Raw genomic sequence first — 24,398 nt, 5'->3', positions numbered from 1 at the left:
CGGTCTCACCTGATGCTTGACGTTCGGGCCTGATCGGCTTTCCTGTCCGCTGTCCGTGCTGGTCAGCGGGTGGTGGGAGGCCGGGATTGGCCCTGGTGGACATGACCGTGGTCGAGCAGCGCTACCGCGCCGTGCTGGCCGTCGAGCAAGGCGAACCGCGCTACCAGGTCGCGGCTCAGTTCGGCGTCTCCCGACAGACCCTGCACACCTGGATCACCCGCTACCGCGCCGAAGGCCTGGCCGGCCTCGCCTCGCGCTCACACCGCCCGGACTCCTGCCCTCACCAGGCATCCGAGCAGGTGGAGGTCGCGGTCTGCGAGATGCGCCGCGGCAACCCCCGCTGGGGGCCCCGACGCATCGCCCATGAACTCGGCCCCCGCTTCGGCGCCCAGGCCCCCTCGCGCAGCACGGTGGCGAGGATCCTGCACCGCAACGGCCTGGTCGAACCCCGCCGCCGACGCAGACGCCGCTCGGACTATCGCCGCTGGGAACGCCCCGCCCCGATGCAGCTGTGGCAGCTCGACATCGTCGGCGGCATCCACCTCCGCCAGCCCGACGGCACCGTGACCGAGGCCAAGATTGTGACCGGGGTCGATGACCATTCCCGCTTCGCCGTCATCGCCACCGTCATGGTCCGGGCCACCGGCCGCGCGGTCTGTCTGGCCTTCGCCGACGCGCTGCGCCGCTACGGCATCCCCGACGAGGTCCTGACCGACAACGGCAAACAGTTCACCGCCCGCTTCGGCCGCGGCGGCGAGGTCCTGTTCGACCGGATCTGCCGTGACAACGCCATCACCCACCGCCTCACCCAGCCCGCGACCCCGACCACGACCGGGAAGGTCGAGCGGTTCCACCAGACCCTGCGCCGGGAGCTGCTCGACCACACCGATCCCTTCGACACCCTGACCGCGGCGCAGGCGGCGTTGGACTCCTGGATCACCACCTACAACTGCACCCGCCCGCACCAGGCCATCGACATGGCCTGCCCGGTCGACCGCTTCGCTCCCAGCCAGCACCAGCGCGGCGACGAGGACCTGCTCCCGCTGCGGCTGCCCGCCCGACTCACCACCGCGCCCGCCCCGACCCCACATTCCGAGCACCCCGCCCCGGCCCCGGACGACGAGCCGAGCACCGAGATCGAGGTCTATCGGGGCGGACCGGTGGAGTTCGAACGGGTCGTCCCCGCCTCGGGAAACCTCGCCGTTCTCGGCAAACAGTTCTGGCTCGGTCCGCTCCGGGCCGGGGTCACCGTCACGTTCTGGGCCGACACCCAGGTCATCCACCTCACCGCCGGCGGGGCCCGGATCAAGACCGTCCGTTCCCCCTACACCGAGGACCAGCTCGCCACCCTCGCCGCGACCGGAGGCCGGCCCGCCGGCCCGCCACCGCTACCACCGGTCGAGCCCGACGGGACCGCGATCGAGGTCGACCGCACCGTCTCCGCCCAGGGCCTGATCAGCTTCGGTGGACGCTGGAACCTCGCCGCGGAGATCCTCGGCGGCCGCCGGGTCACCATCCGCATCGAGGACCACGTCCTGCTGATCTTCGACCCCGAAACCCGTGAACTTCTCCGGACCAGGCCGAACCCGCTGACCTACGACCAGGCCCGCCACCTGCGCGGCGCCCGCCCCGCCGGACCACCACCACGCCCGTCGGTCGAACCGGTGACTGTCACCCGCCGGGTCTCGACCACCGGCACCATCATGATCGCCCGCCAACTCATCGCGCTCGGACGTGATCAGGCCCGGACCCTGGTCACCGCCCACGTCGCCGAACACACCATCACCGTCGACCTCGCCGACGGCGCCCACCGCACCGTCACCCGCACCAGCACCGGCGCGATCCGTAATCTCAAGGCCCAGACAGACCGCACAGTTTCCTAGTACTGCAACGGCAGTTCGGCGTGTGGTGAGAGGCTGACGGCCGTTCGGCGGTGATGATCACCGCGTGGTTGATCTTGCCGGGTGGGTGGCCTCGTTGGATGCGGTGGTGGAGCTGATCTCTGGCCGTTTCCGCAGGGTCGAGCCGCGCCGGCGGGTCGGAACCTACCTGCGAGGCCTGCTCGCGGGGCTCGAGCGGAAGAACGGCTGGACCCTCGCCGAACACGCCGGGGCGATGTCGCCGGACGGGATGCAGCGGCTGCTGCGCACCGCGGACTGGGACGTCGACGGGGTCCGCGACGACCTGCGCGGCTACGTCCTGCAACATCTCACCGACACCGCGTCGGGGGTGTTCATCGTGGACGAGACCGGGTTCATCAAGAAGGGCCTGCGTTCGGCCGGGGTGCAGCGCCAGTACACCGGCACCAGCGGGAAGATCGACAACTGTCAGCTCGGTGTGTTCCTGGCCTACGCCTCGAAGCGGGGGCGGGCGTTGATCGACCGGGAGCTCTACCTGCCGACCTCGTGGACCGAGGACCGCGAACGCTGCGAGCGCGCGGATGTCCCCGATGACGTCGAGTTCGCCACGAAACCGCAGCTGGGGACGGCGATGCTGGCCCGCACGTACGCCGCTGGGGCACTCACGTCCGGGTCGTGGGTGACCGCGGACGAGGTCTACGGGCAGAACCCGGGCTTTCGCGACTGGCTCACCGAGCGGGAGATCCCGTTCGTGTTGGCCACCCGCAATGACGACATGCTCACCAGCCCGGACGGGAATCGTCGCCCGGCCAAGGCCCTGGCCACGATCGCCGGGGCGCGTGATCTCGACACCGGGCACGACGGGTGGGAGCGCCGCGCGATCGGGCCGGGCGCGCACGGGATGCGGGTCTATGACTGGACCGCGGTTGCGCTGGCCATCGACGGCCTCCCGGCGGGTTGGGGGCACTGGCTGCTGGTGCGCCGCCAGACCGAGCCCGCAGAGGGCAAGACCATCCGTGAGCTGGCGTTCTACCGCTGCGCCGCCCCGGCGAACACGCCGCTGCGCGACCTCGTTCGAGTCGCCGGGGCGCGGTGGGCGATTGAGGAATGCTTCCAGACCGCGAAGAACGAGGCCGGCCTCGACCACTACCAAGTCCGCTCCTACCGAGCCTGGCACGCCCACATCACCCTGGCCATGCTCACCGCGGCCTACCTCGCCGTCACCCGCGCCGCCGAACACGCACGCGAGGCCGAAAAGGGGGATCCTCAGCCAGCCGGCGCGCATTGATTCAGCTGTCGGGCAACGAGATCCGCCGTCTCCTCGCCGCGCTCGCCTTCACCCCGCTCACCTGCATCGACCACGTCATGCACTGGTCGACCTGGCGCCGTGAACGCCAACAACAGGCCCGCGACTGCCACTACCGCCGACGCGGCGAACGACCCCCGAGCTGATCAACTGCCGTTGCAGTACTACGGCGCCAAGCGCGCCAGGCTGCGGCCTCCGGCCGGTCCAGGCGCGCACTGTTGTAGCGACTGATCGCGGCGAGAGACAGGAGCTCAAGCGCCATCCCCACTGCGATACCAACCATCGCGGGCCGCGCTCGTGATCAACCGAGCAAGGTCGGACATGAAGCGCTCACTCTGACTGGTGTGTGCCTGAAACTCCCCGGTGGAGATCCTCTCCTTTCGGTTTCCGTGCGCGATATCGTGGCGAGTCCGCCGAACGAACTCGAGCGCGCTGAACTGAGCTCGCTCAACTCTTTCAGAGGGGATGCCAAGAACGAACAGCTGGCGCCGCAGGACGTCAGCACTAAGATTCATATCCAAAGAGACCGCCGAGCCGGAGTCAATCTCTACGGGATTCTCCAGAATCATCCGAATCTTGTTTACGAAAGCAACTTGCGATTTTGCTCGCTTCAGAAGTACCCCATTCTCGTCGCCATCTTCCTGAGCTTCGACGCCGCCGCCCTTACGCACCGCTTCAAACTCCTGCAGGAGCGCCGCAGCGACTAGCTCAGCTCGAACATCTGAAGCTGCGGCCTGAATGCTGTTAATGAACGCGACGTATATGTTGGCCGAATTGCGCACGTAGCCTTCTAGGTGAGCGTACTGCATCACCAGCAGAGTTCGCATAGACGAGACTGGCCAGCTCTCCTGGTCTGCCGTCGGAAGCAACAAGTTCCGCAAATGGCGGAGCTCATCAAGGCGCCAAGAAAGATCGTTCTCAAGCTCGGCTCTTAAGTCGAGAAGTTTCAACTCACGACCGCCTCGAACTTCTCCTTGAAGTACTTAACTCGAGCACGCAACGGGGCGGGATCATTCTTGCCTGGCCCAGTATTCTTCAGGAATTCAGGGTCGACCTTGCCGGTGGCTATGACTGCAGAGATTCGTTCGATGAGGGGCTTATCAGAAGCGTCGACGGTCGTCAGCAGGTCCTGCAGTCCAAGACTTAGAGCATCAAAATGGTAAACTGAGAACTGATTCTTCGAAACTCCTGTGGCTGGAACAACCGAGCCGAATAGTTTGAACGATCCTTCGTTCACCTCGCTTGCCGCACGAAGAAGCTTGAAGGTCTGTTCAAACGCCTGTCGCTCGCCCTCATAGTCGAACGGATGTGTAGAGTCCTGAGGATCCGAGACTGCTTCCATGTACTCGGTCAGAAAGTCAGCGACGTCGTGTCGAAACGCTGGCAAGTTGTTCCTGAATGCGAAGAAGCGTAAGATTAACTCTTCGAGGTACTTGCGCTTACGTGCGGTATCTGGAACTGGATCTACGCAGTAGAGGAAGTCTTCGTTAAGGCTCAACTCACCGATGAACTTGTTGAAGTCATTGGACAGAAGCCTAATCGTGGCGTTCCGGATTTCTTGCTCTGAAAGCTCTTCACCTCCCGTGTTCAGACGCTTAAACATGTAGTAGCGGAGACGAGGATCGCTTTCCTTGCGAAGAATCTCAGCACGAATGTAACTTCTCTTCAGCTTAATCTCAAGCGCCCTCGGGAGAGCTGCATACTTGTACCCGTTGAGTTCTGGCACAATGTCACAGTCATCGAGCTCTAGTGGCTCATTCTTCTCGCCATCAACAACCAACTCTCCGCGAAAGTTCAGATACGAGGATATACGCTGTAGGCCGTCGATGAGCTCGTAGACCCTATCGTCGCGTTCAATTAGGTATATTGGCGGAACGGGGAGCTCCAGAAGAAGAGATTCGATGAACCGGGACTGGTTCCCCGTGGTCCATCGGAATAGCCGCTGGAACTCAGGATCAATGATAAGCTCTTCGTCTTTATACATGTCGACGAGCTCATTGAAGGAGAAGTCGAGCGTCCTAGTTCGAACCTCGGTGATCTTGGTATCGATAGACTCTATGAGTACTTCGGAAGCAACTGGCTCCACCTTAGTCTTCCGCCTTCTCCCGGGCATCTTAGCTCCTTGCGAATCGTAGGACTGACTCTGAGACCGCGCCCTTCTCATATGCGCGTGCCGGGGTATTCATGGTCGTCAGTAGACGGCTAACGTTGAATCGCTCCGGCTGAGACGAAAGAGTCCAGCCCTCTACCTCGGCCTCCTCGACAAATATATCGGCGAGTCGAACCTCGACGTCCTTGTAGTAGGAGTCTTGCACTACTACGGTCATGGATGCACCTTTGGAGGCGACCCTTGAGAGCTCAGTAATACCAGAGCGCAGATCGGTCAGATACTGCTCGAACTGTTTCCGATAGTATCCGGCGGAGTCCTTGCTGGGGTGCGACCTAACGGCCTCTAGTGTTTTTGCGGCTACTGAGTCGGGCCGCAGCGCTGACCCGCTCCGATTGGGTCGAATTAGCGTGGTCCCCATCAGCTCGGCTCTAATGTGGCGGTTGATAGTGAGGTCAACTCCCAAAGCGGCCAATTCTCTTGAGTATGCCACTCCATAGTCGATCCGAGTGAGGTAAGGAGGCGAGGTGATGATGCGATCGATCGCACCGCTTCGGATCGGAAGGCGGCCCGCCGAACCATCGACGATATGCGGTTTTGGCGCATTGCACAAGCTTCGCCCTAGCGCTGAGTCGACGATGGAACGATAGGCTGCGTGCACCGCAGTGTCGATCGCAACCGATCCTGGATTGATAAGGTCGTCGACGCTCCGAGCCCGCCTAACCCAGGTCGGATTGCTGCCCTCAAAGGTCTTGGTCAAGTCACGGATCGTTCGGAAGATCGCAACCAGTATTAGTGCGCGAACGTCAGGTTCTGCACTCGCGGCGCGGCGAGTCCATTGCGATAGTCTAATTGATGATTCTTCCGCGAACCAGGCCCCAAGGCTCCTAACTGAGCTTCCCCAAGGTGCATCAGCCCCCAGCTTCTCCAATTCTGGAATTGGTCGGGATGCTGCCGCGAATCGTGCTTCTGCGACAACGTTCGCTGCTGGATTCAGATCGATCCCGATCGACTGAATACCGAGCGACGCGGCCGCTAAGGTCGTTGTGCCGCTGCCGTTCCACGGATCGAGAACAACCGACGCTTCGCTGGCCGGAGTGCGGAGGATCTCATTCTTTGCCCACGCGAAGGAGAACCCAGCGTAATACGGAAAAATGTTTACGCCCCCCGCCTCATCAACAGCGGGCCGCTTCGGTGAAACAGAGTTTGAGGTACTAGTACGGCTTGCATCGAATAAGGGGATCGATGACCCGTGCATACTCACTTCGGCGTCATCATTTCGACAGCTTGCCGATTGGTTCGATTCGGCATCAATTGCAGCGCCACCCCGAGTGCTATGGACATAAGTCAAGCTAATTCTAGACTACCAAGCAAGATCATGAGAAGGTGGGTTCATCCCATAGAGGCAGCTTTGCTCCCAGGTGGCGACCGGCGCGAAGGCGTCGAACACTTAGGATCGCTGACCTATTGCCCTCGCCGGGCAGGCGGATCTCCGGGATGGTGGCGCCGTGCCATCCCGTCAACCTCCCGGTGGGCGTACCGCACGGACACCCGTGGGCGGAGCCGTGGCACGTCGAGTGCGGTTGCGTCGAGGGCCGCCCACGGGTGCCCGCACGGTCGGTCTGGCGACAGGTCGACGGGATGGCACTCAGGAAGAGCGAAGGAGTAGCCCCCAGCTCCGGGTTACTCCAGAGTTCGACGGCAGAAGCCAACGATGGACTGTTGCCGGTGGCAGATGCCGCAGCGAGTCCGTGCAGCGCACGAGGGGCAATGACGAAGGGCATACATCACTGGAAGAAGTGGATCGTCTCTCCGTGGATTCGGGGTGCACCTGATGGTGGAGCTGCTTGACCAACTGCCTGACAACGGCCCCCAACTGAGGAACCCTCCAGCGGACGTCCACGGACGGAGGAGCCGTGCTGACCTGGGCGTTGAAGCTCATCGAGCCGCCGCCCCAGTTGCTTCGGGACGAAGAGGTCGCAGGTTCAAATCCTGTCACCCCGACCACATGAAGGCCCAGATCCAGCGGATCTGGGCCTTCGTCGTGTTCCGGTGGACTACTCCCCGACGAGCCCCGCGAGCCCGTCCAGGGTCCGCGCGAGGCCGAACTCCCACGCGCGATCCGGATCCCAGGCGCTCCCGTGGGCCGCGCCCACCGCGCTGCCGACCCGGACCGCCAGCGGGTAGACCTCCGGGTCCAGCACGCGGTCCAGCAGCGGCGCGTTGACCGCCCACCACTGCTCGTCGGTCAGCGACGATGCCAGGGCCGCCTCGCGGGCCTCCTGCTCGGCGAGAGCGGCGGCGGACGGGTTCGCCTCGCTCACCCGCGACGACGTGGGCATGAACGTGATCTTCCTGCGACGCGGCCTGGAGACGCTCCCGGACGACCAGCGCGGCCTCCACGCGGCCGGGCAGATCCTCGCGTTCACCGTCGACGACCTGGAGGGCGAGCTGACACGCCTCGTCGAGGAGGGGGTCGCCATCACCATGCCGCTGACCACCGAGGAGTGGGGCGAGCGAGCCTTCCAGGTCCGCGACCCCAACGGCGTCGTCGTCCAGCTCGTCGACTGGAACGGGGCGACCGCTCCCCGGTAGCGGACCGCCACCGGCTGCTCGACGGCCCGTGGTCGGAACCACCGGGGCACGGGCGACCCGCCGGGGTGGTGGGGTGCGACGACAGGGCGTGATGCGGGATCCTGGAGGAATGAGTGAGAACCCGGTAGCGCTCGAACTGGACGACGCGGGACTGGCCGGTGGCCTCCCCCGCCCGGCACACCAGCTCGACGGGATCCAGGACGTACCGTTCCGCCCGGTCCAGTTCCGCGACAACGACCTCCCGACCGCACTGGAACGTGCCGCGCAGTGGCTGCGCGAGACCCAGACCTGGCTGGGCGAGCCGGTGGACGTGATCGCCATCCACCTCGACTACAACGAGGCCTCGGAGGCCGCGTACTACGAGCTCAAGCTGCTCTGCAACGAGGAGGACCTCGCCGGCGCACCCATCGCGGTGCGGCAGCGGGCCGCCACCGACGCCTGATCCCCCGACGACGGGTCGTCGCCCCGGCCCCCGGGGCGACGACCGTCAGTGACGAGGGTCACGATCGGCACCATGATCAGCAGGTCACGGACCCGGGATCGTCGCCTCCGGGCCCGCCGGGAGGAACGGGTGTTTGGCCCACACGGCGTGCTGCGGTAGCGTTCCTCTCGGTCACCGTAGTTCTGAGTTTCGTGTTTCACAGGCGTCCGCAGAATGATGATGCGGGCGGATCCGCTGTCTTTGGTGTAGCTGAAGCTGGCTGCCGTCTGGGAATTCCTCTGACCCGGGCAGCCGCACGACGTGGTTGTTCCGTCCGAAAGCTGCATGACAAGGAGTCACCATGACCAACGGAACCGTGAAGTGGTTCAACGCCGAGAAGGGCTTCGGCTTCATCGCTCCCGAGGACGGCGGCGCTGACGTGTTCGTCCACTACTCGGCGATCGAGGGCAGCGGCTTCAAGGAGCTGCAGGAGAACCAGGCCGTGTCCTACGAGGTCACGCAGGGCGCCAAGGGCCCGCAGGCCTCCTCGGTGTCCCCTCGCTGAGACACCCCGCCCGGCAGTAGCGCCGGGCAGTAGTTCCTCCGTCCGATGGCGGCATCCCCACTGGGGGTGCCGCCATCGGCGTGTTCCGGGCGGCTAGCGTCGTGCCGTGCCGCTGTCCGCCCGTCAGGCCTCGTTGCTCGGATCCTGGCTGCCCGGGCACGAGGTCGTGGCCGACCTCGGCTGGGGCCTGGTCGGGACCACGGTGCTGCGGGTTCGCCACGACGGCGTCGACCTCGTCGTGAAGGCCGGCGACGACGCCGACGCCCACATCGCCCGGGAGATCCGCGCCCACCGCGAGTGGCTGGCCCCGCTCGTCGCCCGCGGTCGTGCGCCGGAGCTCCACCGGGCCGATGCCGACGCGAAGCTGCTGGTCACCCGCTACCTGCCCGGGGCCCTGGTGCAGGACACACCCGCCGAGCACGAGCCGTCGACCTACCGCGGGGCCGGGGAGCTGCTGGCACTGCTGCACGACCGCGTAGCCGTCGACGACGACGGCTACGGCGCCCAGTTGCGCGACACCGTCCTGACCAGGCTCGGGCGTCCGCACCGCATCGCACCCGGGATCCTCGCGCGGCTGCGGGCGGAGGTGAGCGGCTGGCCGGTCCCGGCGGCCCGGCTCGTTCCCACCCACGGTGACTGGCATCCGCGCAACTGGTTGGTGCACGACGGGGCGGTCTCGATGATCGACCTGGGCCGGGCGGCACTGCGCCCACCGCTCACCGACCTCGTCCGCCTGGCGTCCCGCCAGTTCCGGTGGGACCCGGCGCTGGAGGCTGCCCACCACGAAGGCTACGGCGGCGACCCGCGCGAGCCCGGCCCGTGGCGCCGCGAATGGGTCGCCGAGGCCGTCGGCACCGCGACCTGGGCCCTGCAGGTCGGCGACGAGCCGTTCGAGGCCCATGGACACCGGATGCTCGCCGAGGCGTTCCCGGACTAGCGTGGCGCGGTGCCCCTCGTCGTCGCTCCGGCCACCTCCTTCGACGACCTCGCGACCCTGCTGGGCCCGAAGCGCTCCCCCGACGCGTCGGTCTGCTGGTGCCTCTCGCACCGGCTGCCCGCGGCGCGGAACCGTGCCCTGACCGGCCGGGCCCGGGGCGAGTACGTCCGGGAGCTGACGACCCGCGTGGTCGCGCCCGGCGTCGTCGCCCACGACGACGGCGAACCGGTCGGCTGGGCCGCCGTGGCCCCGCGCGCGGAGCTGCCGTTCGCCCGCTCCCGCACCATCCCGCGCGTCGACGACCTCCCGGTCTGGTCGGTGTGGTGCTTCCGGGTCCGTGCCGGCCACCGGGGCCGCGGCATCGCGCACGCCCTGCTCGCCGGCGCCGTCGGGTACGCCCGCGACCAGGGCGCACCGGCCGTCGAGGGCTACCCGGTGGACAACCGGGGAGCCCGGGTCGACCTGACGATGGCCTATGTCGGCACCCGCGCGTTGTTCGAGGCGGGCGGGTTCACGGTCGCCGCGGAGACCACCGGGGTGTCCGGCGGGTTCCCGCGGGTGGTCATGCGCCGGTCGACGTCCGGCTGAGCTCCCGGCGGCGCAGCAGGTACCCGGCCGCGGCGGCGAGCAGCCCGGCGAGCGCCAGACCGTGCTCGAACCAGGCACCCCAGCGGGTCGCGAACGTCAGCTCGGTGCGCAGCGGCACCTGCTCGACCAGGGTGTCGGCGGTGTAGAGCCCGGTCCTGGCGACGACGGAGCCGTCCGGCCGGATCACCGCGCTCGCCCCGGACAGCGCCGCGACGACCGCGGCCCGGCCGTGCTCGACGGCCCGCAGCCGCGACATAGCGAGGTGCTGCCAGGTCATCTCGCCCCGCCCGTACCAGGCGTTGTTGGTCGGGATCACCAGCAGCGAACCACCGTCGGCGACGCCGTCGCGCAGCACGTGGTCGTAGGCGGTCTCGTAGCAGATCGCCGTCGCCACCCGGGTGCCCGCGACGGGCAGGACCCCGGGCGCCGTACCCGGGGTGAAGTCGGCCAGCGCGACGAACGGGGTCAGGTACTGCGTGACCGCCCGCAGCGGGATGCGCTCGCCGAACGGCACGAGCTCCTGCTTCGCGTAGCGCTCCCCCGCTCCCGTCCCCGGGTTCCAGACGACCACCGCGTTCTCGGTGTCGGTCGCACCCGCCTCGTAGTTGGCGCCGATCAGGAACGGCACGCCGAGCGCGTCGACGGCCCGGTCGACCGCCGGGTCGACGCCGTCGGTCGACAGCGAGCTCTCGGGCCACACGACGAGGTCCGGCCGCGCGACCGCGCCGGACCGGACCCGGTCGGCCAGCACGGAGGTCTCGGCGAGGCTGTTCGCGCGCAGGGTCCGACCGGCCGAGAAGAGACCGAGCCCGATGTCGGGCGCGTTGCCCTGCACGACCGCGACGGTGCGGGTGCCGTCCTGGGCGTCGACGGGCGGGGTCGGCACCGCGAGCAGCACGAGCACGATCACAACGACCGGGACGAGGCCGACGACCCGGCGCGGGCGCTGCAGGAACGCCGCCACGCAGAATCCGGCCGCGACCACCGCGACCGACACCAGTGGGGCCCCACCGATCGCGGCCAGCGGCAGGAACGGTCCCTCGACCTGCCCGAACGCGACCCGGCCCCAGGGGAAACCGTTCAGCGGGAACCTGCTCTGCAGCCACTCCTGCGCGGCGAACGCGAGCGCACCCCACACCGGTGCGGCGGGCAGCCGGGCGGCGAGGGCGACGAGCGCGCCGCCGAGCGCCGGGAACCCCGCCATCACCAGCGACAGCCCGACCCACGGGAACGGCCCGTAGTCGCGGCCCAGGAAGTCCTGGATCCACATCAGGTGCGCCAGGTAGAACGCGAACCCGAACACCGCACCCAGCCACGCGGCACGGCGTACCCGGACCCCGGACAGGGCCCACCAGAGCAGCGCGAACGCCACGATCGCGGTCCACCACACGGTGCGCGGCGGGAACGCCAGGTGCAGCAGCACCCCGCCGACGACGACCGCCGCGATCCGCGGCGCGAGTGCCTTCACCACGGGGTCAGCATGATCCGGTCGCGGCGCGGGCCCGCGCGCGGGTCCGGACGAGCACCGCCACCACCACGCCGACGACGAGCAGCGCGCCCGCGTAGGCGGCCGCGAGCTGCCCCGGCCGACTGGAGAAGTCCCCCGCGAGCGGCGGCACCAGCACCGCGGACACCGCCACGACTCCGGTCAGCACCGCCCGCGGCCGCGGGCGGTGCGGCACGCAGGCCAGCGGGGTCAGGGCCCACAGCAGGTACCACGGGTGCAGCACCGGCCCGAGCACGACGACGGCGCCGAGCACCAGGCCGAGCGCCGTCGTCGCGGTGGTCCGGCCGCGGGCCTGCGCCACGAGCACCCCGGCCGCGAGCACCGCGGCGAGCACCGTCCCGACGGTCCGCGCCACCGTCAGCGCCGCGGCCGGGTCCGCGCCGAGCACGCCCGCGAGCGCCGCGGCCCAGTTGGTCGGCGCCATCCAGCTGAACAGCTGCCCGGGTGCGGAGACCGCGGCGAGCCAGCTCCCCGCGCCGACCTCGACGGACGACACCACGAGCGCGACCGCCACGGAGACCCCCGCGACCAGTGCGACCGCGGCCCACCGGTGGGCGCGGCCGGACGCGGACCGGGTCGCGGCGACCGCCAGGACCACGAGCCCGGCCGCCGCGGGGACCTTCACCAGCGCCCCCAGCGCGACGAGCGCGGTGCCGGCGACGAGCGACGTCCGCGGCCCGCGCAGCCCGACGGCGAGCCCCAGGAGCAGCAGCGCGAGCATCGGCCCGTCGTTGTGCATCCCGCCGACGACGTGCCAGAGGACCAGCGGGTTCGCGACGCCCCACGCCAGTGCCGTCCCGGGCGGGACCCCGTGCACGCGGGCCAGGCGCACCACGGCCCACGCGATCCCCGCCACCGCGACGACGGCGAGCATCCGGTACGCCGCCACCCCGGCGACCGCCCCGTCCCCGGCGACGGCGGCGACCGCCTTCTGCCACAGGTCGGTCACCGGCCCGTAGGGCGACGGCGTCTCCCGCCAGTAGCCGTCGACCCGCGCGAGGACCGGCGACCCGGCGGGCAGCCCGGCCGCCGGGCCGGTCCGGTGCGGGTCGGCCCCGCCGAGCGCAACCATCCCCTGGGCGAGGTAGCTGTACACGTCGCGGGAGAACAGCGGCGGCGCGACGAGCAGCGGCGCGGCCCAGGCGAGCAGCGCACGCACCGCGTGGGCGGGGGCCACCGGTGCGCGCACCAGCAGCAGCCACGCCACGACGACCAGACCCATCCCGGCCACCGCGGCGCCGAGCGCGAGCGCCGCCTCGGGCCGGAGCACCACCGCCCAGGCACCGCCGGTCAGCAGCACCGCTCCGGCCGCGCCGAGCACCGTCGGCACCCCGGCGACGGCGCCGGGCGCAGGCGGCACCGCACCGACGACGCCAGGCGCAGGCGGAGCCCCTCCGGCGGTACCGGGCGCAGGCGGGTCCTGGCGGCGTTCCTCCCCCACGGCCCGGTCAGACGGTCGGGGCCGCCGGGCCGTCGGAGGCCTGGAGCGCGCCGGCGGGGAGCCGGTCGACACCCCAGCTGCGTTCGATGTAGCCGACGATCGTGTCGATGACCTCGGCGGGCACCCGGCCGGGCTCGCCGAGCTCCAGCGGGTCGCCGTGGAAGATGTAGAGCCGCGATGCGAACTGGTCGAACGGCAGCGACGCCTCGCCGAAGCGTTCCCCGTTGCCCGCGGTCGAGACGACCACGCCGTCGCCCCAGTCCTGTCCGCTGTCGTTGTTCGGGTTGTAGAAGTACACCCGCATCACGTCGCTGGGGTCCGGCGCGACCCGCAGGATCGCGATGGCGTGCCAGCCGACGTAGCGGGCGGCGCTGTCGGTCACCGCGATCCCGGCGGGCTGCGGGTGGATCAGCGGCTGCCCTCCGTTGTAGGCGGGGTGGTAGCCGGCGTGGAACTGGCGCAGGAAGGCGTCGAGGTCGATGAGGTTGCCGGTTTCGACGTCGACGTTGATGTGGAAGCCGCGGGCCGCCCACCAGCCGTGGAACTCCGGGTTGACCCAGCGGTGCGGGTCCCCGGGCCGGTCCGCGCAGCGACGGCCCATCTCGGCGTAGATCCGGTCCAGGTGCGGGACGACGACCAGCGACACCGGGTCGAGGTCGATCGGCAGCTTCTCCGCGACCCCGGCCCCGATCTCCTGCGACGAGATCCGCTGTCCCTCGAAGTGCATGACGATCTCGTCGTCGCGGGCCGCCCAGACGACCATCTGGAGCAGGTAGTCCGGGTCGTTGTAGGCCCACATCGACAGGGCGCGCGCGGACTGGCAGGTGGGGTTGTCACCCTGCCCGACGCCGAGCGGCTGGCCCAGCATCGACAGCACGCCGGCCAGCAGCCGTACCTCGGGCTCGGGCTGCTCGCCGAACGCGGCGACCAGGCGTTCCCGGGCGGCCGGGCCGATCTCGAGCGCGATCTGGCGCCACAGCCCGGGCACGACCGGCGGCTCGTAGAGGATCCCGCGGTCGAGCAGCAACGCCAGACCGTAGATGCACTGCGCGGTGTGCGGGGTGACGGCCTCCTCGATCAGCCGGTGGACCAGGTCGCGGAAGCGCAGCAGGCAGTTCTTGCCGGTGTCGGACAGGCCGAGCGCCTCGGCGAGCAGGTAGTCGCTCTCGTGCCGCAGGAACTGCAGCAGCTCCGCGTGGTACGGCGACACGAGCCCGGTGTCGTGCATGGCCCGGGCGAACCCGGCCGCCTCGTACTGCAGGCCGCCGGTGTCCATCGCCTCCAGACGCGAGCGGAAGACGTCGATGCCCGGGTCCTCGCGACTCGCCTCGGTGGTCCCGAACAGCGCGGTGATGAGCCGATCGAGGCCCTGCCCGGAGGACAGGTCGACGCTGGGGTCGCCGCGCCACACCGACAGCCGGGTGATCAGCGACGTCACCTGGTCGACCTGGATCGGACGTTGGCGCAGGATCCGCCAGATCTCGGCGACCAGCTTGTCGAGGATGCTGTCGTAGCCGATGCCCTCGGCGATGTGGCGGAACAGGTCGCGGATCATCTGGGCCGTCCGGCCCTCGTGGACCCGCTCCGCCTCGGTCGGCGGGGTGAACAGCAGCTCCAGGTTCATCGCCAGCACCTGGGACAGGAACTGGCGGGCCTCGTCGGCCGAGATCGCGGGGTGGTCGTACTCCCCCAGGGCGACCGCGAGCATCCGCAGCTCGCTGGTCGCCTCCATCACCACCGTGTCGGCGACGCCGCTGTGCAGCCCCGCCCCGACGAACGCCGGGACGAGGATGTCGGGCTGGGCCCAGTCGGTGCCGGCGAACACGCCGGCCTCCTCCAGCTGCCGGGCACGGGCCTGCACGGCGGCGGGGCCACCCTCCTGCAGCAGCACGCGACGGAGCTGCTCCAGAACCCTGCGGATCTTCGTCGTCTTGCCGAAGTCCGTGGTCCGGGCAAGGTCGCGGGTGGCGTCGTCGAGCGAGACCAGGCGCCTGTCCAGCACGGAGGTCCCACTCGCGACGTCGACGGTCGGTTTCACACGGCTTCCCTCGTTCGGGCTCCACGGCCGTGGGCGGGGTACCCGCCCTCAGACGTAGAAGTCGAGTTCTTCCTGCTTCTTCAACAGATCCCGCATCCGGTAGGGGTCGTCCCCGAAGAAGTACAGCAGACCCCAGTGTGTGCCGAACGCGGTCCTCTTCGTCACCGTCTCCTCGACCGGCGACGTGAGGTCGTGCGACTCGTAGTAGTCGTCGTCCTCGGTCTCCTCGGGGATCTGCAGGCTGCTGACGACGCGGCGGCGCGGGTAGACCCCGAAGCAGCCGGCCACGCCGGAGGCACCCTCGACCTCCTTCGGGAAGAAGGCGTCGATCTCCTCCTCGGTGGTCTTCGGGTCGAACGCCAGCACGAGGCCCTGGTAGGCGTTGAAGCCGTAGGAGCGCTCGAGCAGCTCGAAGACCTTGAAGCCCGGCGGCCGGTACGCGACCTCGCCGAAGTACATCTCGCCGTCGGAGGTGACGAAGTACTCCGGGTGGACGAAGCCGAACTCGATGTCGAAGGTCTTGATCAGCTTCTCGATCTGGGCGGTGATCGCGGGCCGGTACTTCTCCAGCTCCGGGGTCGCCGGCACGAACACCGAGTAGCCGAGGGTGACGTACTCGGAGATGTTGAGGAACTTGATCTTCCCCTTGTGCACCCACGCCTCGACGGCGAACTCCCACCCGTCGAGGTGGGACTCCATCAGGAGCGGGAACTCCTCGTCCGGGATGTTGTCGATGTCCTCGTAGGTGCGCACCACGCGGTGCCCGAGGCACCCCGCCTTGTCGAACGCCTTGATGTGGATCGGGTCGTTCGGGTCGCCGTCGAGCTTCAGCAGGGTCTGGTTGACGCGCTTGAGGAAGCGGACGATGTCGTCACGGTCGTGGGCCTCCTCGAAGATGCCCACCCGGATCCCGCCGAGCTGCGCGCGCCGCTTCATCAACGCCTTGTCCCGGAGCAGCATCGCCTGCCCGAACAGCCGCGGGTTGTCGAGCAGCACCGAATTGATCGCGCCGGCCCATTCCACGGTTTCCTCGAACAGCGGGATGGCGACGTCGACGCCCATCTCCTGCAAGGTCTCCGCGATCTCCATCGAACGGTCGTTCAGCCGCTCGAAATTCCACGGGACGTACGGGATCTCGTGCTCCTTGCAATACTCCTCCGCCCAGTCCGGGGCCACGACGACGTATCGGCGGTCGAAGCGGTCGATCGCCTCCACCGCGTTGAGACTCCACCCGAGAAGAGCGACGTATCCCTTTTCTGGATTCTTGGCGACTGAGTCGGACCGAGGCATGGAAAAGCAACCTCCCGATTTCGACGAATTTAGGCGGCGAATGCTTGAGTCCACACCGTACCCCGAGCACGCCGCAACGGCGGATCGTGGCGGGCGGGGCTCAGTCCTCGTCGGATCCGTCGACGCCGGACAGCCGGACCAACCTGCGCAGCCGCCCGGCGACGGTGTCCTTGGTCAGCGGCGGGTCGGCGAGACGACCGAGCTCCGCCAGGGACAGCGACGGGGACTCCAGGCGCAGCAGCGCGGTCTCCCGCAGATGGGGGGCGACGTCGTCACCGAGCACGCGCAGCGCCACCCGGACCCGCTCGGTCGTCGCGGCGGCCGCCGTCGCGGCCCGACGGGCGTTCACCGTCTGCAGCGACCCGTCCGTGCCGGTCGTACCCCGCGGGGTGACCGGGACCCGGCTCAGCACCTCGGCCACACCCGGCGCCCCGACGCTGCGCAGCAGGGCCTCGGCACTCTCCGGGTCCCGCACGACGACCCGGTGCTCGCTCACCGTCTCCTGCGGCGCGGCCAGCACCCCCAGGCCACGCGCCGCGCCGACCAGCGCGAGCACGACGGCCGGGCCCGGGCAGCTGACGACCAGCCGGACCCGCCCGGCCGGCCTCGCGACGCGGCCCCGCGCGATCAGCGCCCCACGCCAGACCCCGGCGGCCACGGCGGGCCCCGCCGCGACGACGGCCGGTGGCAGCCCGAGCACCGGCCGTCCGGTCCGGTCGACCAGCCCCGTCGCCCGGGCCAGATCGGTCCCGGGCGCCGTGACCCGCACCTGGTAGCGCAGGGTCCCCCCGCCGCCGGTCACGACCTCGGCCCGCAGGCCGCCCCGGCCGTGCAGCGCCCCGAGCTCGGAGCGCATCCGCAGTGCGGGCGCCGGGGAGTCGAACTCGGCGCGGATCGTCGTCGTGCCGTCGCGGACGCCGACCTCCCCCGCCAGGCGCAGCTGGGTGACGAGCCCGGCATGGCGGACACCGGGGCGCTCCTCGCGGACCGCGCCCAGCTCACGCTGCAGCTCGGCGGTCACGCGCTCCAGGTCGAACACGATCGTCTCCTGCGGAGGGGAAGTGGCAGGGCGGGGAACACATCCCCCGAGGCGAACCCCGCCCTGCCGGGTAGGGCGGGGCGCCGGAGCGCCCCACCGTGGCGGGATCAGTCCTCGGACGTGTCGGCGTGCATCGGGCAGCGTGGATCGATGCAGGGCCTGCTCTCGCTCCCCGCCCGGAACGCCGCGTTCGCGAGAACCGAGCACAAACAGCCCCGGGCCTTCGCCCGCGGCCCACCGGGCGCCAGATCGTCGACCGGTACCGGACCCGGCCGACCCCCGCCGTTCGCCCCCTCGGACATGGCTCCACCTCCGCACGACTGCGCGCCCGGAGTTCCCCGCCGGCGGGGCCCGTGCACAGATACATCCGGTGGCCGCCACGAGGGTCCGAGACCTGCCGGGGCGACCGGCTCGCGACGGTACTCTATACGCGGAGTAACGCCTATTTCGGCTCGGCTCTCGTTGGGTGTAAAGATTCGGGCCCCAGAGTGAGCCCCCGCCGTCGGGCCATCCCCTCGATCTGCACCCAGATCAGGTCCGTCAGGTGGTCGGTGACGACGGCGCGATCCAGCGTGTCCCCGGTCGCCCGGCCGCGCAGCCACCACTCCGCGGTCGCCTGCACCGCGCCGACCACCGACTGCGACCACACCTGGACCAGGCCGGACTCGTCGACGTCGAGCATCTCGGCATAGGCCCCGAGCAGGCCGGTCAGTGCGGAGGCGATGAACTCCCGGCCGGCGTCGACGACCTCGCCCCGCTGGCCGGGCAGTCGGCGACGGAACAGCAGGTCGACACCCGGTGAGTCGTCGAAGAAGCCCATGGCCGCGTCGACCGAGTCGTGGATCCGCGTCCGGACCGCGCTCTCCCGGTACAGGGCGGGCATGAGCCGTTCCATCAGGCGGTCGGTCGCCCGCTCGGCCATCGCGTCGAGCAGCGCGGCCCGGTCACCGAAGTGCCGGTAGATCACCGGCTTGGTCACCCCGGCCTCGTGCGCCACCTGGTCCAGGCCGAAGTCCTCCCCGTCACGGCCCAGCACGACCAGCGCCGCGTCGACCACCTGTTCGCGACGGCGCGCGCGGTGTGCGTCCCAGCGCGTACTGCGACCGTCGGACCGGAGGTCGTCCTCGGACCCGGGCTCCGTGCGGTCGGACGACACGCCCACCATGCTCCTCCCTCGACGCGCCCGGCGGGAGTAGGGCCGGACCCGCGCGACAGTGGATCACGAAGACCACCCGGCCGGCTCAGCGCGGCGCGGTCATCCCCCGGGTGACGATTTCGGCGAGGGCGGTCGCGCCCGTGTCGTCGATCGGACCGCCGTGCACCGCCACGCGCCAGACGGGCACGCTGCCGTGGACGCGGCCCTGGACCGGATCCTGGCTCACGACATGGCGGGCTTCGCCGCGCCCTGGGCACCCGACGGCACGATGACCTTCCCGTTCGCGGCGCCCGGCTCCCCGCGCGGAGTACACGCTGCGCTAGGTTGCGGTCGTGACCGTCGGCCCGGAAGGCATCACCGGACACCTCGACCGCTGGAGCCCGCTGGAGGTCCAGCAGGTGTTCGGCCGCACCGGACTGGCGGAGGCCGCCCGATGACCGTCCTGGTCACCGGGGCCACCGGCACCACCGGGCGCCGCGTCGCCGACCTGCTGGAGGCCGCCGGGGCCGACGTCCGCCGGGCCGCCCGGTCCACGTCCCCTCGGTTCGACTGGCTGGACCCGGCGACCCACGACTCCGCGTTCGAGGGTGCCGAGAGCCTGTACCTGCTCCCGCCGCTCGCCACTCCCGACCCGGCCCCCGTTCTCGCCCCCGTCCTGGAGCGGGCGGTCCGGCGCGGTCTGCGCCGGGTGGTGCTGCTGAGCGCGGCCGCCGTCGAGCGCGGCACGCCCGGGTTGGGCGCGGTGCAGGACCTCGTCCTGGACACGGTCCCGGAGCCGTCGGTGCTGCGTCCGTCGTGGTTCACCCAGAACCTGCTCGGTGACCACCTCACCGCACGCGGGCTGCGCGCCGGTGAGCTGGTCACCGCCACCGGGAACGGCCGGATCCCGTTCGTCGACGCCGGGGACATCGCCGCCGTCGCCTCCGCGCTGCTGCTCGCCCCGGCACCACCCGAACCGGACGTGGTGGTCACCGGGCCCGCGGCCCTGTCCTACGACGACGTGTGCGCGGTCTGGACCGAGGTCACCGGACGGCCGGCCCGGCACCGGCCGGTGACCGTGTCCGAGATGACCGCCCGGCTCGTCGCCGACGGGATGCCCGCCGACTACGCCGCCGTGCTCGCCGGGCTCGACGGGCTCATCGCCACCGGGTCCCAGGCCCGCACGAGCGACGCGGTGCGCCGGATCACCGGGCGCGACCCGCGCAGCGTGCGGGACGTCCTGCGGGAGGCCCACCCGGCGCGGTCATGACCACGGCCACACCGACGATCATCGCCGGGCACCGCGTGCGAGGCTCACCCACGGACGCAGTGGACGACGCGAGGAGGCGTGGTGCGACGGGTGGTCTGCCGGGAGTTCGCCGATCCGGAGCGGTTCGAGCTGGTGGAGGAACCGACCCCCGAGCCGGGTCCGGGCGAGGTGCTCGTCGCCGTCGAGGCCGCCGCGGTCAGCTTCGTCGACGGGCTGATCGCCCGCGGCGACTACCAGCTGCGGCCGCCGTTGCCGTTCACACCCGGCAGCGCGATCGCCGGGACGACCCCGGACGGCAGGCGGGTCGCCGCCCTGCTCACGGGCTTCGGCGGGTTCGCCAGCCACGCCGTCGTCCCGGAGGGCCTCCTGGTCCCGGTACCCGACGAGGTCGACGCGGGCGTCGCGGCCAGCTCGCTGGAGAGCCACGGGACGATCGCCTTCGCCTTCCGGGACCGGGTCACCGTCCGGCCGGGTGAGTGGGTCGTCGTGCTCGGGGCGAGCGGCGGGATCGGGCAGGCCGCGGTGGACCACGCCCGCGCCGCGGGGGCCCGGGTGCTCGCCGTCGCGTCCACCCCGGACAAGCGTGCGGCCGCGCTCGAGGCCGGGGCGGAGGTCGCCGTCGGCTACGACTCGCTCAAGGACACGATCCGCGGGCACACCGGCGGAGGTGCGGACGTCGTGATCGACCCGGTCGGCGGCGACGCCGCGGAGGCCGCGCTGCGGGCGCTCGCCGCCGGCGGCCGGTTCTGCGTGCTGGGTTTCACCTCCGGCACGATCCCGAAGCTGCCCGCCAACCTCGTGCTGCTGCGGAACCGGACCGTCGTCGGCGTGGACTGGGGCGACTGGTCGCGCACCGACCCGGCCGCCTCGCGGGACCTGGCGGAGGACGTGCTGCGCCGGATCGGCTCCGGGGAGCTGCACCCGGCCCGCCCGCGGACCCTGTCGCTGGACGACGCGGCGACCGCGACCCGCGCCTACGCCGAGCGCTCCGCGGTCGGGAAGCTGGTGCTCACGCCCTGACCGCAGGCGCCGTCATCAACCCTGATGACGGGCGGTAATGGCCACGTCACACCTCTCGATAGGTCGTTCGTCGGAGCGGGCAGCTCCGGTAGGACCACCGTGAGAGGACCTCCCATGACCGCCACCCAGTCCTGGCCCGCCGTGGAGCCGGCGACGCAGCCGATCCCCGTCGTGCGACGGGGGAACACCCCGGCGACCGCCGGTTTCTGGCTGGGGATCGTGGGGCTGGTGGCCGGGTGGGTCCCGTTCCTGGGTCTGCTCGTGACGGTGCCGGCATGGGCGCTCTCGCAGGCCGGTCGGCGCCGGTTCCGCACCGGCGCGACCACGACGGCGGGGCGCAGCGGCGCCGGGCTCGCCCTGGGCGTGGCGGGCAGCGTGCTCTGTCTGCTGACGACCACCATCGGCGTCATCGGTGCCGCGAACGCACCGCAGCCGGCGCTGCCGGCGGCGGCACCGGCCGCCCCCGTCCCCGCAGCCGCCCCCGCCCCGGTCGCGGTGCCGGACGTCGTCGGCATGACCGATGCCCGGGCCCGCGAGGTCCTGGCGCAGGCCGGCTTCACCCACGTCGTGCTCGGCCCGCCCTCCCCGGCGGCCGCCGGGGTCGCCGCGGGCACGGTCACCGCGCAGGACCCGGTGGGATCGACGACGTACGACCGCGCCGCCGCGGTCACGCTGACCGAGGCCGCGGCACCGGCCGTGCCGGTGGCCCCCGCCGCGGCGGCGACCGACGCGCCGGTGGCAACCGACGTCGACCGTCCGTACGTGCCCGCGCCGGCACGGCCGCTCGTCGCGACCCCGCCCGCCCCGCACACGGCCGTCGCCGCACCGCGCCCCGCCCCGCAGGCGCCGCGCCCGGCCGCACCGGCCCCGCGCCCGGCCGCCCCGGCGGCACCGGCACCCGCTGCGCCGGCCCCCTCGTCCGGCGGTGGGTCGGCCTACTACGCCAACTGCACCGCGGCCCGCAACGCCGGTGCGGCCCCTCTGTACCGCGGTGCCCCGGGCTACCGCTCGGCGCTGGACCGGGACGACGACGGCATCGCCTGCGAGTGAGGCTGGGTCCACGACACGGTGCCCGGCGGTGACGAGGTCCCGCCGGGCACCCGTCTGTCAGCCCGGCCGCGCCGAGACGCCCGCCCCGCCCGCACCCGACACGACGGACACCTCCCAGCCGTGCCGCTCCAGCCCAGCGGTGACCGCGGCCGGTGGGGCGCCCTCGTAGAGCACGTGCAGCACCCCGCCCGGTGCGAGCACCCCACGCAGCACCGCCAGCTCGGGGCCGGGGTCGCGGGTCCAGAACAGGTTGACGTTCAGCGTGAACGCGACGTCCACGGAATCGGCCGCGAGCCGCAGCCCGGCCAGATCGGACCGCACGACGGTGAGGACGCCGTCGTCGACGAACGCCGCGCAGCGCTCGGCGGTCCGCGCGACGGCGACGGCCGAGCGGTCCACCGCGACCATCGCGCCACCCGCGCCCGGGTCGAGCGCGGGGCAGACCAACGACGCCACCGCGCCCGGTCCGCAGCCCACCTCCAGCACCCGGGTGCCGGGCCGCGCGACGACGACGGCGGCCGCGAACCGCGCCCGAGCCGGGACCACCCTCGCCGCCACAGCGGTCATGCTGGCACGGACCGGCCGCGGACGGGCATCATCGAGGAGGTGGACGAGGTGGTGGGCCCCGAGCAGATCCGTATCTCCGACGCCGAACGCCAGGCCGTCGCCGACCGGCTGCGTGCCGCCCACGCCGAGGGCTACCTCGACCTCGCCGAGTACGACGAGCGCCTGACCGAGGTCTGGCGGATGCGCACCCGGGGCGACCTGGGCCGGGTGACCCGGGACCTGCCCGCCGAGCGGAACCCCGGCCGTCGCGACGGCCTGGTGTTCGCCGCGAGCCCCGGCGGCATCGCCATGAAGGTCCTGTCGATCATCTGGCTGTGCATCACCGCCGCGGCCGCGGCCGGGACCACGGTGCTGGCGCTGCTCACCGACCTCAGCCCCCTGTGGTTCCTGATCTTCTCGGCGCCGACCGGGGCGGTGCTGCTGACCCTGTGGGTGGCCGGTGCGGGCCGTGCCCGGCGCAGCGGTGCCTGACCGCCGCGCCGGGACGGCTCAGCCGCCCGACCGCTCCTGCTCGTAGCGCTTGGTCATGGTGTCGACGGCGTCGAGCTGGCTCTGTGCGTGCTTCTCCCGCGTGGAGCTGGCCCGGTCCTTCGCGGCCAGGGTGCCCGCGGCCTGCCCCTGGAACTCGGGCATGACGTGCTGGGCGATCAGCTCGTAGGAGCGCTTCGTCGCGGTCGGGTCGGCCCACTCGTGGCCGAGCAGCAGGAACGCGCCGAACCCTCCCGACTGGTCGACGAGCTTGCGCACCTGGGCCTTCGCGTCCTCGACGGTGCCGATCGCGCCGATCCCGGCGTCGTTGATGAAGTCGATCATCTCCTTGACGTCACCGCCCGCCACCGCCATCTGCGGGAACGCCGCGACCTTCTGGAAGTACCGGAACCAGTGCTCGATGCCGTACTCGACCTCGCGGTAGGCCTGCTCCCGGGTCTCGGCGACGTGCATCAGCCCGACCAGCCGCCACTTGCTGCGGTCCGGTGTCGGCTGCCCGTGGTGGGCAGCGCGCTCCTCGACGACACCCCAGTGGTGGGCGAGCGCGTCGAAGCCGTCCTGGGTGAGGGTGGCGCCGATCGACAGCAGCCCGACCCCGTGCTGCCCGGCCATCCGCGGCCCGGTCGGCGAGGCCACCGCGGCGACCGTGATGTCGAAGCACGGGTCGGAGTAGGGCGCCAGCTGCAGCTGGGCGTCGACGAGGGTGTGGGTGCGGGTCCGGGCGGTGACGGTCTCCCCGCGCAGCAGCCGCATGATGATGTCGAGGTTCACCTCGAGCAGCTCGCGCGTGTCGGTGGGGTTCAGGCCGATCATGGCCGAGTCGGTCGGCAGCGAGCCGGGGCCGCAGCCGAGCATCGCCCGCCCGCGGGTGAGGTGGTCGAGCAGCACCATGCGGTCGGCCACCCACAACGGGTTGTGGTAGGCGATCGAGGTGACGCCGGTGCCCAGCCGGATGTGCCGGGTCCGCTCCGCGGCGGCCGCGATGAAGATCTCGGGCGACGCGATGATCTCCGAGCCCGCGGAGTGGTGCTCCCCGATCCAGGCCTCGTCGTAGCCGAGCCGGTCGAGGTGCTCCACCAGCTCGAGATCGCGCTGCAACGCGAGTGTGGGGTTCTGCCCGGGCTGGTGGAACGGGGCCAGGAAGGTGCCGAATCGCAGTCTGCTCACGGTGACT

At 70.7% G+C, this 24,398-nt stretch carries 25 protein-coding genes; 12 read left to right on the top strand and 13 right to left on the bottom strand.

Annotated features, from left to right (window positions below; all coding sequences use genetic code 11):
- Positions 1 to 101 precede the first annotated feature (101 nt).
- The 3 genes from Ae717Ps2_RS29005 to Ae717Ps2_RS38555 all read left to right on the top strand — a co-directional run bounded on the left by Ae717Ps2_RS29005 (position 102) and on the right by Ae717Ps2_RS38555 (position 3,311).
- Positions 102 to 1,883: an IS481 family transposase gene (locus tag Ae717Ps2_RS29005; RefSeq protein WP_217695641.1), complete on the top strand. Its 1,782-nt coding sequence runs from the start codon at positions 102 to 104 to the stop codon at positions 1,881 to 1,883.
- Between the two features lie 64 nt (positions 1,884 to 1,947).
- Entirely contained in the window at positions 1,948 to 3,147 is a 1,200-nt protein-coding gene (locus Ae717Ps2_RS29000; protein ID WP_075311481.1) for an IS701 family transposase, read from the top strand.
- Positions 3,144 to 3,311 (top strand): hypothetical protein, encoded by a 168-nt coding sequence (locus tag Ae717Ps2_RS38555; RefSeq protein WP_170917006.1) that lies wholly within the window; start codon positions 3,144 to 3,146, stop codon positions 3,309 to 3,311. The genes Ae717Ps2_RS29000 and Ae717Ps2_RS38555 overlap by 4 nt, the downstream gene beginning before the upstream one ends.
- A gap of 105 nt (positions 3,312 to 3,416) precedes the next feature.
- On the opposite strand, the gene Ae717Ps2_RS36500 is transcribed toward Ae717Ps2_RS38555, so the two are convergent.
- The 4 genes from Ae717Ps2_RS36500 to Ae717Ps2_RS35545 all read right to left on the bottom strand — a co-directional run bounded on the left by Ae717Ps2_RS36500 (position 3,417) and on the right by Ae717Ps2_RS35545 (position 7,614).
- Positions 3,417 to 4,115 carry an MAE_28990/MAE_18760 family HEPN-like nuclease gene (locus Ae717Ps2_RS36500; RefSeq protein WP_143510269.1) on the bottom strand — a complete coding sequence of 233 codons (699 nt, stop codon included), beginning with the start codon at positions 4,113 to 4,115 and terminating at the stop codon, positions 3,417 to 3,419.
- Positions 4,112 to 5,278, bottom strand: a complete 1,167-nt coding sequence (locus Ae717Ps2_RS28990; protein ID WP_075332855.1) for a DUF262 domain-containing protein — start codon at positions 5,276 to 5,278, stop codon at positions 4,112 to 4,114. The genes Ae717Ps2_RS36500 and Ae717Ps2_RS28990 overlap by 4 nt, the downstream gene beginning before the upstream one ends.
- A gap of 1 nt (position 5,279) precedes the next feature.
- Entirely contained in the window at positions 5,280 to 6,530 is a 1,251-nt protein-coding gene (locus Ae717Ps2_RS40575; RefSeq protein WP_369804885.1) for a DNA methyltransferase, read from the bottom strand.
- A 799-nt stretch (positions 6,531 to 7,329) separates the two neighbouring features.
- The gene (locus Ae717Ps2_RS35545) at positions 7,330 to 7,614 is read right to left on the bottom strand and encodes a TetR/AcrR family transcriptional regulator C-terminal domain-containing protein (protein ID WP_139318853.1); all 285 of its coding nucleotides are present in this window, start codon (positions 7,612 to 7,614) and stop codon (positions 7,330 to 7,332) included.
- Between Ae717Ps2_RS35545 and Ae717Ps2_RS28980 the strand changes: the two genes are divergently transcribed.
- From Ae717Ps2_RS28980 to Ae717Ps2_RS28960, 5 genes are all read left to right on the top strand, one after another.
- A complete protein-coding gene (locus Ae717Ps2_RS28980) occupies positions 7,613 to 7,867 on the top strand; it encodes a glyoxalase/bleomycin resistance/extradiol dioxygenase family protein (RefSeq protein ID WP_083695499.1) in 255 nt (84 codons plus the stop codon). The genes Ae717Ps2_RS35545 and Ae717Ps2_RS28980 overlap by 2 nt on opposite strands.
- 109 nt (positions 7,868 to 7,976) lie before the next feature.
- A complete protein-coding gene (locus Ae717Ps2_RS28975; protein ID WP_020627797.1) occupies positions 7,977 to 8,309 on the top strand; it encodes a hypothetical protein in 333 nt (110 codons plus the stop codon).
- Between the two features lie 340 nt (positions 8,310 to 8,649).
- Positions 8,650 to 8,853 carry a cold-shock protein gene (locus tag Ae717Ps2_RS28970; protein WP_020627798.1) on the top strand — a complete coding sequence of 68 codons (204 nt, stop codon included), beginning with the start codon at positions 8,650 to 8,652 and terminating at the stop codon, positions 8,851 to 8,853.
- Positions 8,854 to 8,959: 106 nt separating this feature from the next.
- Positions 8,960 to 9,790 carry a phosphotransferase gene (locus tag Ae717Ps2_RS28965; RefSeq protein ID WP_075308821.1) on the top strand — a complete coding sequence of 277 codons (831 nt, stop codon included), beginning with the start codon at positions 8,960 to 8,962 and terminating at the stop codon, positions 9,788 to 9,790.
- Between the two features lie 9 nt (positions 9,791 to 9,799).
- Complete coding sequence (locus Ae717Ps2_RS28960) at positions 9,800 to 10,378, top strand: GNAT family N-acetyltransferase (protein ID WP_075308824.1); 579 nt, start codon at positions 9,800 to 9,802, stop codon at positions 10,376 to 10,378.
- Here the strand turns inward: Ae717Ps2_RS28960 and lnt are convergent.
- The 7 genes from lnt to Ae717Ps2_RS38550 form a co-directional block, all read right to left on the bottom strand.
- Positions 10,353 to 11,849 (bottom strand): apolipoprotein N-acyltransferase, encoded by a 1,497-nt coding sequence (lnt, locus tag Ae717Ps2_RS28955; RefSeq protein WP_143510490.1) that lies wholly within the window; start codon positions 11,847 to 11,849, stop codon positions 10,353 to 10,355. The genes Ae717Ps2_RS28960 and lnt overlap by 26 nt on opposite strands.
- Positions 11,850 to 11,853: 4 nt before the next feature.
- Complete coding sequence (gene mptB / locus Ae717Ps2_RS28950) at positions 11,854 to 13,245, bottom strand: polyprenol phosphomannose-dependent alpha 1,6 mannosyltransferase MptB (RefSeq protein ID WP_075308826.1); 1,392 nt, start codon at positions 13,243 to 13,245, stop codon at positions 11,854 to 11,856.
- Between the two features lie 88 nt (positions 13,246 to 13,333).
- Positions 13,334 to 15,328, bottom strand: coding sequence for a hypothetical protein (locus Ae717Ps2_RS28945; protein ID WP_233147709.1), 1,995 nt, complete (start codon positions 15,326 to 15,328; stop codon positions 13,334 to 13,336).
- A gap of 84 nt (positions 15,329 to 15,412) precedes the next feature.
- A complete protein-coding gene (locus Ae717Ps2_RS28940) occupies positions 15,413 to 16,654 on the bottom strand; it encodes an acetyl-CoA carboxylase biotin carboxylase subunit family protein (protein ID WP_043276708.1) in 1,242 nt (413 codons plus the stop codon).
- Between the two features lie 100 nt (positions 16,655 to 16,754).
- Positions 16,755 to 17,693 (bottom strand): DNA-binding protein WhiA, encoded by a 939-nt coding sequence (gene whiA, locus Ae717Ps2_RS28935; protein ID WP_158071560.1) that lies wholly within the window; start codon positions 17,691 to 17,693, stop codon positions 16,755 to 16,757.
- A 442-nt stretch (positions 17,694 to 18,135) separates the two neighbouring features.
- Positions 18,136 to 18,849 (bottom strand): TetR/AcrR family transcriptional regulator, encoded by a 714-nt coding sequence (locus Ae717Ps2_RS28930; RefSeq protein ID WP_158071559.1) that lies wholly within the window; start codon positions 18,847 to 18,849, stop codon positions 18,136 to 18,138.
- 85 nt (positions 18,850 to 18,934) lie between these two features.
- The gene (locus Ae717Ps2_RS38550; RefSeq protein WP_020623941.1) at positions 18,935 to 19,075 is read right to left on the bottom strand and encodes a hypothetical protein; all 141 of its coding nucleotides are present in this window, start codon (positions 19,073 to 19,075) and stop codon (positions 18,935 to 18,937) included.
- A gap of 207 nt (positions 19,076 to 19,282) precedes the next feature.
- On the opposite strand from Ae717Ps2_RS38550, the gene Ae717Ps2_RS28925 reads away from it, so the two are divergent.
- From Ae717Ps2_RS28925 to Ae717Ps2_RS40100, 3 genes are all read left to right on the top strand, one after another.
- The gene (locus tag Ae717Ps2_RS28925; protein ID WP_075334114.1) at positions 19,283 to 20,098 is read left to right on the top strand and encodes an ergot alkaloid biosynthesis protein; all 816 of its coding nucleotides are present in this window, start codon (positions 19,283 to 19,285) and stop codon (positions 20,096 to 20,098) included.
- Positions 20,099 to 20,179: 81 nt separating this feature from the next.
- Positions 20,180 to 21,118, top strand: a complete 939-nt coding sequence (locus tag Ae717Ps2_RS28920) for an NADPH:quinone oxidoreductase family protein (protein ID WP_075312489.1) — start codon at positions 20,180 to 20,182, stop codon at positions 21,116 to 21,118.
- A 114-nt stretch (positions 21,119 to 21,232) separates the two neighbouring features.
- Entirely contained in the window at positions 21,233 to 22,168 is a 936-nt protein-coding gene (locus Ae717Ps2_RS40100) for an excalibur calcium-binding domain-containing protein (protein WP_175581810.1), read from the top strand.
- Between the two features lie 57 nt (positions 22,169 to 22,225).
- Here Ae717Ps2_RS40100 and Ae717Ps2_RS28910 read toward each other — a convergent pair whose 3' ends face one another.
- Positions 22,226 to 22,726 carry a class I SAM-dependent methyltransferase gene (locus Ae717Ps2_RS28910; RefSeq protein WP_075308834.1) on the bottom strand — a complete coding sequence of 167 codons (501 nt, stop codon included), beginning with the start codon at positions 22,724 to 22,726 and terminating at the stop codon, positions 22,226 to 22,228.
- 48 nt (positions 22,727 to 22,774) lie between these two features.
- Here Ae717Ps2_RS28910 and Ae717Ps2_RS28905 point away from each other — a divergent pair, with 48 nt between their 5' ends.
- Entirely contained in the window at positions 22,775 to 23,206 is a 432-nt protein-coding gene (locus Ae717Ps2_RS28905; protein ID WP_020623577.1) for a DUF1707 domain-containing protein, read from the top strand.
- A gap of 18 nt (positions 23,207 to 23,224) precedes the next feature.
- Here the strand turns inward: Ae717Ps2_RS28905 and Ae717Ps2_RS28900 are convergent, their stop codons facing one another.
- A complete protein-coding gene (locus tag Ae717Ps2_RS28900; RefSeq protein ID WP_020623578.1) occupies positions 23,225 to 24,391 on the bottom strand; it encodes an LLM class flavin-dependent oxidoreductase in 1,167 nt (388 codons plus the stop codon).
- Positions 24,392 to 24,398 lie beyond the last annotated feature (7 nt).

Origin of the sequence: Pseudonocardia sp. Ae717_Ps2 (assembly GCF_001932475.1) — a bacterium.
In the GTDB taxonomy this organism is placed as follows: Bacteria; Actinomycetota; Actinomycetes; order Mycobacteriales; family Pseudonocardiaceae; genus Pseudonocardia.
This window is presented reverse-complemented; position numbering and strand designations above follow the sequence as displayed.